Annotated in this window: 13 protein-coding genes; all 13 read left to right on the forward strand. The window is 61.3% G+C overall.

Annotated features, from left to right (window positions below):
- Positions 1–27: 27 nt before the first annotated feature.
- Complete coding sequence (gene serA, locus ACTNFJ_RS03130; protein WP_435906570.1) at positions 28–1,620, forward strand: phosphoglycerate dehydrogenase; 1,593 nt, start codon at positions 28–30, stop codon at positions 1,618–1,620.
- 286 nt (positions 1,621–1,906) lie between these two features.
- Positions 1,907–2,740: a mycofactocin-coupled SDR family oxidoreductase gene (locus ACTNFJ_RS03135; protein WP_435906569.1), complete on the forward strand. Its 834-nt coding sequence runs from the start codon at positions 1,907–1,909 to the stop codon at positions 2,738–2,740.
- A gap of 309 nt (positions 2,741–3,049) precedes the next feature.
- Complete coding sequence (locus ACTNFJ_RS03140; RefSeq protein ID WP_435906723.1) at positions 3,050–5,326, forward strand: polyribonucleotide nucleotidyltransferase; 2,277 nt, start codon at positions 3,050–3,052, stop codon at positions 5,324–5,326.
- Between the two features lie 163 nt (positions 5,327–5,489).
- The gene (locus ACTNFJ_RS03145) at positions 5,490–6,863 is read left to right on the forward strand and encodes a M16 family metallopeptidase (protein ID WP_435906568.1); all 1,374 of its coding nucleotides are present in this window, start codon (positions 5,490–5,492) and stop codon (positions 6,861–6,863) included.
- Between the two features lie 9 nt (positions 6,864–6,872).
- Positions 6,873–7,616 carry a 4-hydroxy-tetrahydrodipicolinate reductase gene (dapB, locus tag ACTNFJ_RS03150; protein WP_435906567.1) on the forward strand — a complete coding sequence of 248 codons (744 nt, stop codon included), beginning with the start codon at positions 6,873–6,875 and terminating at the stop codon, positions 7,614–7,616.
- Positions 7,613–8,086: a tetratricopeptide repeat protein gene (locus tag ACTNFJ_RS03155; RefSeq protein ID WP_435906566.1), complete on the forward strand. Its 474-nt coding sequence runs from the start codon at positions 7,613–7,615 to the stop codon at positions 8,084–8,086. Before dapB ends, ACTNFJ_RS03155 begins: the two co-directional genes overlap by 4 nt.
- 149 nt (positions 8,087–8,235) lie before the next feature.
- On the forward strand, positions 8,236–9,846 hold the full coding sequence (locus tag ACTNFJ_RS03160) for an APC family permease (RefSeq protein WP_435906565.1): 1,611 nt from the start codon (positions 8,236–8,238) through the stop codon (positions 9,844–9,846).
- Between the two features lie 176 nt (positions 9,847–10,022).
- Positions 10,023–10,991 (forward strand): GGDEF domain-containing protein, encoded by a 969-nt coding sequence (locus ACTNFJ_RS03165; RefSeq protein ID WP_435906564.1) that lies wholly within the window; start codon positions 10,023–10,025, stop codon positions 10,989–10,991.
- Between the two features lie 28 nt (positions 10,992–11,019).
- On the forward strand, positions 11,020–11,829 hold the full coding sequence (locus tag ACTNFJ_RS03170) for a thymidylate synthase (RefSeq protein ID WP_435906563.1): 810 nt from the start codon (positions 11,020–11,022) through the stop codon (positions 11,827–11,829).
- Between the two features lie 81 nt (positions 11,830–11,910).
- Positions 11,911–12,342 (forward strand): dihydrofolate reductase, encoded by a 432-nt coding sequence (locus ACTNFJ_RS03175; protein WP_444711806.1) that lies wholly within the window; start codon positions 11,911–11,913, stop codon positions 12,340–12,342.
- 4 nt (positions 12,343–12,346) lie between these two features.
- On the forward strand, positions 12,347–13,324 hold the full coding sequence (gene dapA, locus ACTNFJ_RS03180; protein ID WP_435906561.1) for a 4-hydroxy-tetrahydrodipicolinate synthase: 978 nt from the start codon (positions 12,347–12,349) through the stop codon (positions 13,322–13,324).
- A gap of 22 nt (positions 13,325–13,346) precedes the next feature.
- Positions 13,347–15,023, forward strand: coding sequence for a ribonuclease J (locus ACTNFJ_RS03185; protein WP_435906560.1), 1,677 nt, complete (start codon positions 13,347–13,349; stop codon positions 15,021–15,023).
- A 2-nt stretch (positions 15,024–15,025) separates the two neighbouring features.
- Positions 15,026–15,958, forward strand: coding sequence for a lipid II:glycine glycyltransferase FemX (locus ACTNFJ_RS03190; RefSeq protein WP_435906559.1), 933 nt, complete (start codon positions 15,026–15,028; stop codon positions 15,956–15,958).

Below are 15,958 nucleotides of genomic sequence, written 5' to 3' on the forward strand. Positions count from 1 at the left end.
TGCCGTCGACCTCGAAGGAACCGCCCGTTGCCTGCGCCAGTCGTACTGATCGCCGAAGAACTCTCACCCGCCACCATCGCCGCGCTCGGCCCCGACTTCGAAGTCGTGAATGTTGACGGCACCGATCGCGAAGCACTTCGCGCCGCGCTCGCTGGCGCCGATGCCGTGCTCGTTCGATCGGCGACACAGATTGATGCTGAGGCGCTCAGTTGGGCACCGAAACTGAAGGTCGTCGCACGCGCAGGCGTCGGCCTCGACAATGTCGACATCAAGGCGGCCACCCAGGCCGGCGTCATGGTGGTCAATGCTCCGACCTCGAACATCATCAGTGCGGCCGAACTAACCGTTGCCCACATTCTTGGCCTCGCTCGCCACCTCCAGCGCGCTCACGCGTCGCTTTCTGCTGGACAGTGGAAGAGGTCGTCATTCACCGGCATCGAGCTCTTCGAGAAGACCATCGGCATTATCGGCCTCGGGCGGATCGGGGCGCTTGTAGCTGAACGACTCCGTGGCTTCGGCGTCGAACTGATTGCGTTTGACCCATACATCACCGCTGCTCGCGCACAGCAATTGGGCGTGCAGCTGGTTGAGCTCGACGAGCTCGTTGAGCGTGCTGACTTCCTCACGATCCATATGCCGCGCACGCCCGAGACGCTCGGCATGATCGGCGAAGCTCAGCTGAAAGCCATGAAGCCGACCGCCTACGTCGTGAATGTGGCACGGGGTGGCTTGATCGACGAAGCGGCTCTCGCGCAGGCGCTCGAATCCGGAGAGATTGCGGGAGCTGCACTTGACGTGTTTGTGCAGGAGCCCCCGGCAGATGCCTCGCTCACCGGCCTCGATCGTGTCAGTGTCACGCCGCACCTGGGCGCGTCCACCGAGGAAGCCCAGGAAAAGGCAGGCGTGTCGGTCGCGAAGTCGGTGCGCCTTGCCCTAGCGGGTGAGCTCGTTCCCGACGCGGTAAACGTTGCCGGTGGATCGATTAGCGAGTACGTCAAGCCTGGTCTGCCACTGACCGAGAAGCTCGGACAGATCTTCGCTGCCCTCGCCGACGGGCCGATCACCTCGCTTGATGTCGAGGTGCACGGCGAGCTTGCCGAGCACAACGTTGAGGTGCTGCGACTGGCTGCGCTCAAGGGGCTCTTCACCCAGGTAGTCAGCGACCCCGTGTCCTACGTAAACGCGCCGCTACTGGCCGAGCAGCGCAACCTCGAGGTGCGTTTCAGCGTCGACGAGCACAGCGAAAGCTACCGAAACGTCATTACCCTGCGCGGCAGCCAGGCTGACGGCACTCAGCTGTCAGTCTCGGGCACACTGACGGGGCCGAAGCAGGTCGAGAAGATCGTCGAGATCAACGGCTACGAACTCGAGTTGCCGATCTCGCAGCACCTCATCGTGTTTAGCTACACTGACCGCCCGGGAATCGTGGCCACTTATGGCAGCCTTCTCGGTGAGGCCGGTGTGAATATCGCGGGATTGCAGATCGCGAGAGACGACAAGAAGGGCACGGCGCTGTCGGTGCTATCAGTTGATGCTCCAGTTCCCACCGAACTGGTCGCTGAGCTCGGTGAAGCTATTGGTGCTGATGTGCTGCGCGCTATCGACCTGATCGTCGATTAAAGCCCGGCAAAAGGCCGCATCCCACGAGAGTCTCGCACGAAAGTGCGGGGCTCTCGCTGTTTCCTGGGGGCTCTTCCCCTGGGAGCTGAGTGCCATTATGGTGGGCCGTGGAGGGGTGTCAACGATGGTGCCATGACTCCGAAGGAACCTCCGACGAATCTCAATGAGGAGAGGAACGGCCGCATGGGACTGCCGTGGGGAACGCTTCCCCCGGTGTGGTAACGACGATCCACTAGAGAAGATCTCACCTCGACGACGCTCACAATCGAACGAAGGAGAAGGAAACATGGGAAGACTTGACGGAAAGGTCGCGTTTATCACCGGCGGGGCGCGAGGCCAAGGCCGCTCGCACGCGGTGCGACTCGCTCAAGAAGGCGCAGACATCATCGTTATCGATGCCTGTGAGCCTCAACCAAACGTGCCCTCCCCGCCCGCCACCGAAGCCGACCTCGCCGAGACGGTGAGTCTGGTCGAAGAGCTGGATCGCCGCATTGTTGCACGGGTCGCCGACGTGCGCGTGCAGGAGCAGCTTGACGCTGCTCTGGCGGACGGCCTGGCGCAATTCGGCCGTTTGGACATCGTTTCGGCGAACGCGGGTATCGCGATGACGCCCGCCCTCGCGCATCTGATGACCGACGAAGAGTTCATGGACATGCAGGACGTGAACCTGGCGGGTGTGTGGCGCACCGCGAAAGCAGCGATCCCGCACATGATCGAAGCCGGCAACGGTGGGTCGATCGTGCTGACGAGCTCAGAAGCGGGGTTGAAAGGGTACGCCCATGCGGCTTCTTACGTTGCTGCGAAGCACGGCGTGGTCGGACTCATGCGCACGCTTGCGATGGAGCTTGCGCCACACATGATTCGGGTAAACAGCATTCATCCGACGCAGGTCGATACCCCAATGATCATGAATGAAACCATCATGAAGCTGTTTCGACCGGACATTGAGAACCCGACCCGGGAGGATTTTGCAGAAGCATCTCAGCACACCAACCTGCTGCCAATTCCGTGGGTCGATGCCGTCGATATCTCGAACGCGCTACTGTTTCTCGCCTCGGATGAGGCGCGTTATATCACCGGGGTCACACTCCCCGTCGATGCGGGGTGCTTTCTAAAGTAGCCCAGCTCGGCAACGGCGGCTTCGGTTTGCGTGAGCGCATTCCGAGGCCGCCGCATTTCCCGTATTTCCGCGGAATTTCAGGTGCCCAGTGATAGTCTGTTGATGTGGGTGTATACCCACGTCATCGATGAATCGAGTACGCCGGCTGGCGGGCTGGTCTTCGGTGGTGGATCCCTCTCGATCTGGGCGTACGCGCCGCGCGAGCCAACTGGCCGCGAGCGGGGGTGGTTTTCTACTGTTGATCAGCGCCCGTGGTCGCACGCAGCGCTTCGGGCTGTCCGCCGCGTGCTCAGACACAAAGGAGTTCCCGTGGAGGGTCCTGAAATTAAGTTCGCCGAGGCCGTGCTAGACAACGGCAAATTCGGCACTCGCACCATCCGCTTCGAGACCGGTCGCCTCGCTCAGCAGGCACAGGGCGCGGTTGCCGCCTACCTCGACGAAGAAACCATGCTGTTGAGCGCTACGAGCGCTTCGAAGCACCCGAAGGAGCACTTTGACTTCTTCCCGCTGACCGTCGACGTTGAAGAGCGCTCGTATGCGGCCGGCAAAATCCCCGGCTCGTTCTTCCGTCGTGAGGGACGCCCGTCGACCGAAGCGATTCTTGTCTGCCGCCTCATTGATCGCCCGCTGCGCCCGTCCTTCGTCGACGGCCTCCGCAATGAGGTGCAGATCGTGATCACCGTGCTGTCGATCGCTCCGGGTGAGTTCTACGACGCACTGGCCATTAACGCGGCCTCGGCATCGACCCAGATCTCGGGTCTGCCCTTCTCTGGCCCGATTGCTGGCGTTCGTCTGGCACTCATTGGCGACCAGTGGGTAGCCTTCCCGAACGTTGAGCAGCTGCAGAGCGCCGTCTTCGACCTCACGGTCGCCGGCCGCCTCGTCACTGACGCGAACGGCAACGAAGATGTCGCGATCATGATGGTCGAGGCTGAGGCGACTGAGGATAGCTGGAACCTGATCAAGGCCGGTGCCACCAAGCCCGATGAAGCCGTGGTCGCCCAGGGCCTCGAGGCCGCAAAGCCCTTCCTTGCGAAGCTTGCCAAGGCACAGTCCGAGCTCGCAGCACAGTCGGCCAAGGAGGTGCAGAATTACCCGGTATTCCTGCCCTACTCCGACGAGGTGTACGCGGCAGTTGCTGCTGAAGCCGAGACCGAGCTCGCGAGCATCTACCAGATCGCAGACAAGGTCGCCCGTCAGGAAGCTGACGACGCGTTGAAGGCTCGCGTGAAGGAAGCCATCACGGCGAAGGTTGCCTCGGGTGAACTTCCTGCGGACGCTGAGAACCAGGTTTCTGGTGCCTACAAGTCGGTCACGAAGAAGATCGTTCGCGGTCGTATCCTCACCGAGGGCGCTCGCATTGACGGCCGTGGCTTGCGCGACATTCGTGCGCTTGACGCAGAGGTGCAGGTTATCCCGCGCGTGCACGGTTCGGCTATTTTCCAGCGCGGCGAGACCCAGATCATGGGCGTCACCACGCTGAACATGCTGAAGATGGAGCAGCAGATCGATTCGCTGGCTCCGGTCACCAAGAAGCGCTACATGCACCACTACAACTTCCCGCCGTATTCGACCGGTGAGACCGGCCGGGTGGGAAGCCCGAAGCGTCGCGAGATCGGGCACGGCTTCCTCGCCGAGCGCGCGCTCGTGCCGGTGCTGCCTTCTCGTGAGGAGTTCCCCTACGCCATCCGTCAGGTGAGCGAGGCACTCAGCTCGAATGGGTCGACCTCGATGGGCTCCGTGTGCGCGTCGACCCTGTCGCTCCTGAACGCCGGTGTGCCGCTGCGCGCTGCTGTCGCAGGCATCGCCATGGGCCTTGTTAGCGACGAAGTGAACGGAGAGACCCGTTACGCGACGCTCACCGATATCCTCGGCGCCGAAGACGCACTCGGCGATATGGACTTCAAGGTCGCTGGCACCTCGGAGTTCGTGACCGCGCTGCAGCTCGACACCAAGCTCGACGGCATCCCCAGCGACGTGCTCGCTGGTGCACTGTCGCAGGCGAAGGAGGCTCGCACCACGATCCTCGGTGTTATGGGTCAGGCCATTGACACGCCCGATGAGATGGCTCCGACCGCTCCGCGCGTGATCACAGTCAACATTCCGGTGGACAAGATCGGCGAGTTGATCGGGCCAAAGGGCAAGACGATCAACGGCATTCAGGATCAGACCGGCGCCGACATCTCGATCGACGATGACGGTACCGTCTACATCGGTGCGGTTGACGGACCCTCGGCTGAGGCTGCGCGCGCACAGGTCAACGCCATCGCGAATCCTCAGAATCCCGAGGTGGGCGAGCAGTACCTGGGCACCGTCGTGAAGACGGCTGCTTTCGGTGCGTTTGTGTCGCTGCTGCCCGGCAAGGATGGTCTGCTGCACATCAGCGAGGTGCGTAAGCTCGCCGGTGGCAAGCGCATCGATTCGGTTGAAGATGTGCTCTCCATCGGTCAGAAGATTCTCGTGAAGATCACGAAGGTCGACGATCGTGGCAAGCTCTCGCTCGAACCCGTAGTCGAGGAGGCGGCCGCTGAGACGGCTGACGTCATCGAATCGGTCGAGGCTACCGAGGCTCCCGCCTCCGAGTAGTTGTTGGTGGATCACGAAGCCCCGGGCGCTGAAGCGCCCGGGGCTTCGTCGTGCCTGTGGAAGCTGTGGGCGCTCGACAGTACCCCGCCACTTTCCCTAATTTGCGTTACACAGAGCGGGTTTCCACAAGTTCGGGAAAGTACTCGCCGATAGGGTTGTGTGCGTGTCTGAACCCGTGATCTTCCCCCTTGACCTGCCCGAGCTCTCCGCTGACCTTGAGGGAGGGCTTCTCCGCCGCACGGTGCATCCGAGCGGGCTGCGCGTCCTGACAGAACGCATGCCGAGTTCGCGCAGCGCCACGGTGGGTTTTTGGATCGGCGTGGGGTCGCGCGACGAGCAGGCCGATCGAGGCGATGCCCCGGGCAGTCTGGGATCCACACACTTTCTTGAGCATCTGCTGTTTAAGGGGACGCCCACCCGCGATGCCTATGAAATCGCGACGAGCTTCGACCGCATTGGAGCCGAGAACAACGCGCTCACTGCGAAGGAATACACCTGCTACTACGCCAAAGTGCGCGATGCCGACCTTGAGGGTGCCGTCGGCGTGCTTGCTGACATGGTGGTGAGTTCGGTACTTGATGAGGCTGAGTTCGAGAACGAACGCGAAGTCATCCTTGAGGAACTCGCCATGGCGTCAGACGACTTGGGAGACGTGGCCAACGAGCGTTTCTTCGAAGCGGTGCTCGGCGCGCATCCGCTGGGGCGACCCATCGGTGGACACCCCGAGACCATCCGCGCGGCGAGGCGCGATGACGTCATGGCGCACTACTTCAGCAGTTATGATCCATCGACGCTCGTGGTGACGGCAGCAGGCCGTGTCGACCACGACCGATTGGTGGAGTGGGTCGTGCGCGCGCTCGAAGCGGCAGACTCGTCTCGTTGGGGACTCGGGGTAAACCGTGCCCCGGCAAGACGATACCAAGCCTCCGACGATAGCGCCGGTGCTGCACCCACCTCGGGAACACAGGTGCTCCTGACCCAGCGGCCCTCGGGACAGATCAACCTCATGATTGGCACGGAGGGTCTGCGCTTCAATGACCCGAGACGCTTCGCCTTTGGCATCATGAATTCGGTTCTGGGTGGAGGCATGTCCAGCAGGCTTTTCCAAGAGATTCGCGAGAAGCGCGGGCTCGCCTATTCGGCCTATTCGTTTGGCGCGAGCTACTCTGACGCTGGCGTGTTCGGCATGTACGTGGGATCTGCGCCGCAGAAGGCTGCCGAGGTCATCGAACTCGCGACAACGGAACTCCGCAAGGTTGCGGAGAACGGCATCACCCCCGAGGAACATGAGCGGGCGCTCGGCCAGATCGCCGGCTCATCTGCGCTCGCTCTCGAGGATTCTGACACCCGCATGGGGAGGTTGGCGCGTGCCGAGCTGGGCACGGGGGAATTCTTCAACCTCGATACCTCGCTCGAGCGTTTCGCCGCGGTGACCGCCGACGATATCAAGGAGGTTGCGGCGGCGCTGGCGGCACGGCCGCAAACCGTCGTCGCGGTGGGCGATGCTTCCCGCTCAACGCTCGTCGCAAGCGACTAGCCTGGAACTATGTCTGTACACGTAGCCGTTAGCGGCGCAAGGGGGCGACTGGGGTCGCTCGTGTGTGAGGTTATCGAGTCGCACCCCGCATTCGATCTCGGAGCGCAGCTGAGCCGCGCTTCTGGGGTAGATGCGGGCGCAGAGGCGGCCATCTTGTTTGACGTCAGCCACCCGGATGCATCGCCCGAGATCGTCGAGCGTGCGCTGCGTCGCGGCCAGCGAGTTATCGTCGGAACGAGCGGCTGGTCGGCCGATCGGTTGGCTCGGCTGCAGACCGTCGTCAACGAGATACCGGGGAGTGCGGTGCTCGTCGTGCCGAACTTCTCACTCGGCTCGGTGATCGGTATGTTGCTAGCGCAGTTCGCGGCTCCTTATTTTCACTCGATCGAGATCGTAGAGGCCCACCACGCCGCGAAGATTGATTCCCCATCGGGAACCGCGGTGCGCACTGCGGAGCTGATAGCCGAGGCTCGGGGCGGGGAGCCGACCGATGCTCCATTCGCCGAGCACTCAGCGAGAGGTCAACTGGTCGCCGGGGTGCCCGTGCACAGTTTGCGACTCGCTGGTGTCGTGGCGAAGCAGGAGGTTCGCTTCGGAGGGGCCGGTGAAGTACTTACGGTCACCCACGACACACATTCCAGCGACGCCTACCGTGCGGGCATTCGAGCCGCACTCGAGGCGATCGCAGCTGTCAACGGACTCGCGGTCGGGCTCGAAACGGTGCTTGGCATCTCTGCGGATCGCCGCGCATGAGCGCACGCGCGCGAGCCCTCACTGGGGTGATTGTGATGGCGGCACTTCTTGTCCTCTACTTTTTCTTTGCGGGGGTGCGCGCGGTCGCGCTCCTCGTCTCCGGCACCCCCGTCGCACTCGCGATGGGGGTAGCGCTTCTCGTGTTGCCGCTCATAGGTGCCTGGGCGCTGATCCGTGAGCTGAGGTTCGGGTGGCGATCCACCCAGCTGGTTGATCGGCTTGATGCTGAAGGCCGCTTACCCGATGATCTCGGTGAGACTGGCCCGACCGGGAAACCGAATCGCGAGATCGCTGACAGCGCTTTTCCGCACTACCGGAAAGAAACGGAGGCCAATCCGAGCGATTGGCGGGCCTGGATGCGACTGGGTCTTGTGTACGACGCCTGCGGCGACCGAAAACGTGCTAGAAGTGCGATACGACAAGCTATTCGCCTGGAACGCGACGGTATTAGTGGAGCAAACACTCACTAATTAGGGAAATGCACTGAGTTGTGCTTAGACTCATCGGTGCGCCGGGGCCCGGGCTAAAAAAACCTGGAGTTCTGTAGACGGCGTCCACACAGAGGTGATAGGGGCGACAGCCCTCCCGACCGGGGTATCGGCCCCAAAGAAAGTCTGGTATGTCTGAGAACGCAACAGCGAGCCCTCCAACGCGGGCGCTCGATTCGGTGAGTGGCATCAGCCGCAAAGGACTGCCGCAGGGCACCGTTGGTGTCTTCGGAGCGGTCATCATCGGCTTATCGGTGTGCGCACCTGCCTACACCCTGACCGCCTCAGTCGGGCCCGCTGCGCAGGAGGTCGGCTGGCAAATGCCCGCCATCTTCCTCGCCGGCTTCATTCCGATGCTCCTCGTTGCGCTGGGGTATCGTGCGCTAAATGACCGCATGCCCGATTCGGGCACCTCCTTCACCTGGGGCACCCGAACTTTCGGCCCGTGGATCGGTTGGATGGCTGGTTGGGGCCTCATCGCAGCAACTGTGCTCGTGCTCTCCAATCTCGCGGGCGTCGCCGTAGACTTCTTGTTTGAATCACTCGATATTCTGATGAACGGTGGCGGCGAGGTCGCGAATCTCGCGGGCGTCGTGTGGATCAACATCATTGTGTGTCTCGCGTTCATGGCGATGGCGACGTTTATTTCCTATCGGGGCATGACCTCGACGAAGATTTTCCAGTACATCACCGTATTCTTCCAACTCGGCGTAATGGCGTGGTTCATTCTCGCGATGTTCTTTTTCGCTGAGCCAAACCCCGACAGTGGGGTGCGCAACATGCCCGAGTTGTCATGGTTCAATCCGTTTGCGATCGACAGCTTCGGCGCATTCTCGGCGGGCCTCGCAGTATCGATCTTCGTCTATTGGGGCTGGGACACCGTGCTCACGCTGGGTGAGGAGACCAAGGCCTCGAAGGGACGCATGTCGACCGAGGGCAAGGCTTCGATGATTCTGGTCGCGATTCTGCTCGTGATGTACGTAGGAACGGCGACTGCCACGCTGGTGTGGGCTGGCACTGGTGATGGCGAGTTTGGGCTTGGAAACACCGACATCGCTGAGAACGTGTTTGCGGCCATCGCGCACCCTGTTATGGGCCCGCTCGCCATTTTCCTCACCCTGGGTATCCTCCTGAGTGCAGTCTCTTCCATCAACACGACTGCGATTTCTCCGGCACGTACGCTGCTTGCGATGTCGCACTATGGTGCGCTACCGGCGTTCATGAAGAAAATTCACCCGAAGTACAAGTCGCCTTATGTGGCTCTTCTGTGGTCATCGGCTGTGGCCTCGGTGTTCTATGCGGTGATGCGCTTCCTCAGTGAGGATGTGCTCTGGGACACGATTACCGCGCTTGGCATGATGGTGTGCTTCTACTACGGAATCACGGCGCTCTCGAGCACCTGGTACTTCCGCAAGACCGCAACAAAGCTCGGCTGGCGATTCTTCACCACCGCCTTCCTCCTGCCTGGTTTGGGAGGAATCTTCCTGCTCATCACCTTCGTGACCACGACGATCGACAGTTTCGATCCGGCCTTCGGCTCCGGTAGCAACATCGCCGGGCTCGGTCTGGTGGGCATCCTGGGTGTGGTGGTGCTGCTGATTGGCGTGGTGATCATGCTGGTGTGGTCGCGCAAGTCGCCGGCGTTCTTCCGCGGTGAAGTGCTGCGAGTGGGCGACGACAGCACCGACCCGCGCAGTATCGAGCTGTTCGACGATCACATTGAGTCTCACGAGCGACGCTAGTCGCGTTTAGCGGTGGATCGACACCCCTGAGGCCCGCCTCAGGGGTGTCTTTTTGCCTAGGCTGCCCCCAGATCTCGCGGACTACTTGCAGTTGGTTCATGGATTACGCATAGGATGCGTTGATTGTCTGAGTGCGCCGGTACGGTAGGTGCAGATGCACGGCAGGTGGGGGAGCCATGAAGAAATTGATCGCCAGACAGTCGGATCTGTCGCTCGCGACCGGGGTGTTTTTCTTGGCTGGAGCGGCGTTTTCATATCTCACGTTCACGGTGTTTTGGGTCGAAACCCCACCTCGGAATCCGATCTTGCTCGCCGGCGGAGGCCTCGCTTTGGTGATCGCCATCGCGGTGTTCGTCAGGGGTGCGCGATTCACCTTGATTACAGCAGCCGTGCTGATTTCACTTACCGCAGGCGTTTTGCTGCTCCTCGTGGTCACCTCACTCACCGAGATTCGCGCATTGAATTCCGGCGTACTGTTCCTCACGCTCTTCATCTACGCCATTTGGTTCATGCCTCGCTGGTTAGCGAGAGTGCTTGGATATACCTGGTTGAGTCTCTACACGATCATCGTGGGGATTAAATACGAGGGAGAGATTGACCTCGCGCTTGCCACGCTGGTTGTGACGTCCACCGTAATCGGCGAACTGATCGGGCGCTTCAAGGATGGTATCGAAGCCGCCACGCTCACCGATCCGCTTTGTGGTGTCTGGAATCTTCGCGGCTTCCAGAGGGTGCTTGATCGCGCAGTTGCTGGCGCGGCGCGCACTGGGGAACCCGTCTCGATGGTGTTCATTGATCTAGATGGGTTCAAAGCGATCAATGACACGCGGGGCCATGCAGAGGGTGACCGGGTACTCGTGAGCTTCGCGCGGTCTCTCGAGGAACACACCAGGCCTCAGGACACTCTGGCACGCATTGGCGGCGACGAGTTTGCGCTGCTGCTCCCAGGAACTCACCGTGACGAGGCGCACCGCATTGGCCAGCGTTTGCGCGATCAGGTGACAGCGATCGGCTGGTCACTGGGCGCGGCGGAACTTGACGCTGGCGAGACGCCACAGGCCCTTGTCGCGCGAGCAGATGAGTTGATGTTGCAGGAGAAGCGGGTGCGCCAGTCGGCTCGTGCCGATGCGAGTGACCCAGCATAGATCGGGCCGAGGCCGGTAGTCTGGTGTGATGTCTGAGCCACGCATCGAGACCCCCTACGAGGACCTGCTGCGCGAGGTGTTTGAGTCTGGCACCCCGAAGGGGGACCGTACCGGCACCGGCACGCGGAGCCTGTTCGGTCGGCAGATCCGCTTTGATCTCGCCGAATCGTTTCCTCTCATCACAACCAAGCGCGTGCACTTCAAATCGGTCGCTGTCGAACTCTTGTGGTTCCTCCGCGGCGAGGGCAACGTGAGCTTCCTGCGCGAGCATGGGGTGACCATTTGGGATGAATGGGCAAACGATCAGGGCGAGCTTGGCCCGGTGTATGGGGTGCAGTGGCGCTCTTGGCCGGCCCCGGATGGTGAGCATATCGATCAGATAGCCCAGGTGATTGAACAGATTCGCCAGAACCCCAATTCGCGGCGGCTCATGGTCTCGGCTTGGAATGTCGCCGAACTCGACCAAATGGCGCTTGCCCCGTGCCACGCCTTCTTCCAGTTCTATGTCGCCGACGGCAAGCTGTCGTGCCAGCTCTACCAACGTTCCGCTGACATGTTTCTCGGGGTGCCTTTCAATATTGCGAGCTACGCTCTACTCACCCTCATGGTGGCGCAGCAGACTGGACTTGAACCGGGCGAATTTATCTGGACCGGCGGAGACTGCCACATTTACGACAATCACATCGAGCAGGTGCGCACGCAACTGAGCCGGGACGCATTCCCTTATCCCACGCTCGAACTCCGCAAGCGTGACAGTATCTTCGACTACGAGTTCGAGGACTTCACTCTGGTCGACTACCAGCATCACCCGGGCATCAAAGCTCCGGTCGCGGTGTAACTCGTGAATCCGCAAACTGGCCCCCGTATCGCACTTATTTGGGCCCAAGCAAGCGGCGGCGCAATCGGACGTGATGGGCAGATGCCCTGGCACCTCCCAGAAGACCTTGCACACTTTCGGCGCGTCACGTTCGGTGCACCCGTCGTGATGGGCCGCCGCACCTGGGAGTCGCTGCCTGACCGGTTTCGCCCGCTCCCGGGTCGAGAGAACGTCGTGGTCACACGCGACCCCGCGTTTGTTGCCGAGGGTGCGCGCGTCGCGCGCTCCGCTTCGGAAGCGTTGACATCGGTCGAACCGAACCTGTGGGTGATCGGTGGCGGTGAGATGTACCGAGCCGCGATGCCGCACGCCGCAGAACTCGTGGTTACTCGCATCTCGCTTGACGTTCCCGATGCCGACACGTTCGCCCCTGAGATCGGGCCGGAATGGTACCTGGACGAGATGGGGGAGCCGCTCGTTTCGCAGACTGGGCTGAACTACCGCTTCGAGCGCTACCTGCGTCAGATACCCTAGAGAAGTGACGACTGTAGAGAACCCATTCGGCCAGGTACTGGTCGCCCTGATCACCCCATTTCACGCCGATGGTGAGGTCGATTGGGCTGCGACTGAGCGGCACATTGAGCACTGCATCACGAGCGGTGCCGACGGAATTGTCGTGACTGGCACGACAGGTGAGACTTCAACGCTCACCGACCCCGAAAAACTTGAACTCGTGCGCGTGGCAAAGTCGGTGAGTGCGGGCCGCGCCAAAATCATCACCGGAGGCGGCTCGAACGAGACCGCTCACGCCATCCAGCTCTACAAAGACAGCGAGAAGGCCGGTGCCGACGGTGTGATGATCGTCACGCCGTACTACAACAAGCCGACTCAGGCTGGCCTACTCACTCACTTTCGCATGGTCGCCGATGCAACCGACCTGCCCGTGATCTTGTACGACATTCCCGGACGTACCGGAGTGCCGATCATGTACGAGACAATCTTGCGGCTTGCAAAGCACCCCAATATTCTCGCGGTGAAGGATGCCAAGGGCGATTTCAGTGAGGTTAGTCGGGTACTAAATCAGACCGACCTTTTGTATTTCTCGGGCGACGACGCGAACGTGCTGCCGCACCTCTCGATAGGCGCGAGCGGACTCATCGGCGTGACCGCGAACATTACGGCGGCGCCCTATCGCACCATCATCGACGCGGTGAATCGCGGAGACCTCCTCACCGCACGTGCTGAGCACATGCGGCTGGAGCCGCTGGTGCGCGCCATCATGACGCACGTTCCCGGTACCGTCGCCGCGAAGTATGTGTTGCACGGGCTCGGGCGTATCGGCAGCCCGCGCGTGCGGTTGCCCCTCGTTGGCCCCGAAGAATGGGAGGCTGCGCTCATTGAAGATGAGCTCGCTCTCGTCTCCAACGTGACGGGCGCCGACTTTTCGAACTTCCGCCCTGACCGCAACGCGGCTGCGGGCGGCGCGCTGCCGCAGATCGCCGGCACCACACGCTAGAGCCCCTAGGAGGCTGAAACACTTGACCACCCCCCACTACGCTCCGCCCTCGCTCGAACCCGGCACGCTGCGAATCACCCCCCTCGGTGGCCTCGGCGAGGTCGGCCGCAACATGACCGTGTTCGAAATCGACGGCAAGCTGCTCGTGGTCGACTGCGGCGTGCTCTTCCCGGAGGAAACGCACCCGGGAGTTGACTTGATCCTGCCCGATATCTCCAAGATCGAGCATCGCCTGAACGACATCATTGCCGTGGTGCTCACCCACGGCCACGAGGATCACATCGGCGGCGTACCGTACCTGTTGAAGCGCCGTGCTGACATCCCGCTCATCGGGTCGAAACTCACGCTCGCGTTCATCGACGCGAAGCTCAAGGAGCACCGGATCCGCCCGGTACTGCACGAAGTTGCTGAGGGCGTGCGCGAAACCTTTGGTCCCTACGATCTCGAATTCATCGCGGTCAACCACTCCATACCTGACGCGCTCGCGGTAGCCATCCGTACCTCTGCCGGTACCGTGATCGGCACTGGTGACTTCAAGATGGATCAGCTGCCGATGGACGGTCGTATCACCGACCTGCGCGCATTTGCTCGGTTGGGCGAAGAGGGCGTGGATCTGTTCATGACCGATTCCACGAATGCCGATGTGCCCGGTTTCACCCCGCTCGAGAAAGACATCGGGCCAGTGCTTGAGCGAGTGATTGCGCAGTCACAGGGCAAGGTGGTGGTGGCAAGTTTCTCGAGCCACGTACACCGGGTTCAGCAGGTTTTCGATGCCGCACACGCGAGCGGTCGTCGGGTGGTGTTGCTGGGCCGCTCAATGGTTCGCAACATGAAGATCGCCTCCGATTTGGGATACTTGAACGTGCCCGAGGGGCTGCTCGTTGACCTGAAGAAGAGCGGCCAAATCCCAAACCATCGCCTGGTTTACATGTCGACAGGCTCGCAGGGCGAGCCAATGGCAGTGCTGAGCCGAATGGCTAATCGCGAGCACCAGGTTGAGGTGGGCGAGGGCGACACCGTGATCCTTGCCTCCAGCCTGATCCCCGGCAACGAGAACTCGGTCTACCGTGTCATCAACGGACTCATGAAGCTCGGCGCACACGTCGTCCACAAGGGCAACGCGAAGGTGCACGTCTCCGGCCACGCGGCCGCTGGCGAACTGCTCTACGCCTATAACATCGTGCAGCCCAAGAACGTCATGCCGATCCACGGTGAATACCGCCACCTCGTAGCGAACGCCGCGCTCGCGATCGAAACCGGCGTGCCGCAGAACCGCACGATCATCGGCGAGAACGGCACCGTGGTCGACTTAGTTGACGGGGTTGCGCGCGCGGTGGGGCAGCTCGATATTGACTTCATCTACGTCGATGGCTCGAGCGTCGGTCGCGTGACCGACGACGATCTGCGTGACCGCCGGGTGCTTGCGGAGGAAGGCTTCATTTCGGTCATCACCGTAGTCGAGACGAGCCTCGGCCAGATTGTGTCAGGCCCCGAGGTGCACGCCAAGGGAGTCGCCGAAGACGACCACGTCTTTGACAGCATCAAGCCGAAGATCGCCGATGCTCTCGAAGCGGCGATGAAGGATGGCGTCGTTGACCACCACGAACTGCAGCAGATCGTGCGCCGCACACTCGGCCGCTGGGTCGGAACTAAGCTGCGTCGCAAGGCGATGATCGTTCCCGTCGTTGTGGTGGTGTAAGGGTGGCTGATTTCTTCCAGACCCAGGCGTGGTGGGATTTCCAGCGCGAGCTTGGCGAAGAGGTGGTGCACGCAAGCGGTGACGGTTGGCACTATTTCGGTCGCATGGTGAAGGACACTGTCGGTACGTATTTGTACCTGCCGTACGGTCCGGTGGTGGTCAGTGAGGAAGCACTCGACGACGCGGTGGAACACGCCAAACTCCAGGCTCGTGAACTGGGAGCATATCGGTTGCTACTAGAACCGTCTCTGCCGATCACCCCTGCGCAAGCCGAGGCGCGCTTTGCCACGCAGCGATTGGGTTTCCAGCCCAGTAGGTCGCAGATTGTCCACCTTGCGCAGAGCGAGGAAGACATCATCAAAGGTATGTCTGCGACACGTCGGAAGCAGCACCGAGGTGCTGAGCGAAAGGGCATGACGTTCTCGGAAAGTCGAGACCGCGAAGACTACGAGACTGGTGTCCGGCTCCTGCGCGAGTCCGGCGAGGCAAAGTCATTCTTTGTTCGCGACGAGGACTACTTCGACAAGTTTCGGATAGCACTGTTTGAACCGGGGATTGCGAAGATATTTGTCGGTCGATTCGAGGGTGACATTCACATCGTCGCCTTTGTGATCGACGACGCAGACACTCGCTACTACCTCTACGTGGGGCGCGACCTCTCGAACAACAGTCTGCAGATTTCGGCTCCGCTGATCTCCCACATGATCCTCGATGCAAAAGCCCACGGACTCCAGAATTTTGACCTGTTTGGTATTTCAGCAAGTGATGACGTCGAAGACGATATGACCGGTTTTACAGTCTTCAAACGGACCTTCGGTGGCGAAACAGTCCAGTACGCGGGAACGTGGGAGATTCCACTGAAAGCCGGTCGATATGCTGCTCGTCGCGTCATAGATACGGTCGAGAAGCTGCGACACGCACGCACCGCGGAGTAA

It is taken from the genome of Leucobacter shiyiweii (assembly GCF_052446065.1).
Lineage (GTDB): Bacteria > Actinomycetota > Actinomycetes > Actinomycetales > Microbacteriaceae > Leucobacter.

What these genes read in the sequence shown, in the direction of transcription:
- ACTNFJ_RS03135 (WP_435906569.1), top strand. Translation starts at nt 1,907, where the DNA reads ATGGGAAGACTTGACGGAAAGGTCGCGTTTATCACCGGCGGGGCGCGA.
- dapB (WP_435906567.1), top strand. Translation starts at nt 6,873, where the DNA reads ATGTCTGTACACGTAGCCGTTAGCGGCGCAAGGGGGCGACTGGGGTCG.
- ACTNFJ_RS03155 (WP_435906566.1), top strand. Translation starts at nt 7,613, where the DNA reads ATGAGCGCACGCGCGCGAGCCCTCACTGGGGTGATTGTGATGGCGGCA.
- ACTNFJ_RS03160 (WP_435906565.1), top strand. Translation starts at nt 8,236, where the DNA reads ATGTCTGAGAACGCAACAGCGAGCCCTCCAACGCGGGCGCTCGATTCG.
- ACTNFJ_RS03165 (WP_435906564.1), top strand. Translation starts at nt 10,023, where the DNA reads ATGAAGAAATTGATCGCCAGACAGTCGGATCTGTCGCTCGCGACCGGG.
- ACTNFJ_RS03170 (WP_435906563.1), top strand. Translation starts at nt 11,020, where the DNA reads ATGTCTGAGCCACGCATCGAGACCCCCTACGAGGACCTGCTGCGCGAG.
- ACTNFJ_RS03175 (WP_444711806.1), top strand. Translation starts at nt 11,911, where the DNA reads ATGCCCTGGCACCTCCCAGAAGACCTTGCACACTTTCGGCGCGTCACG.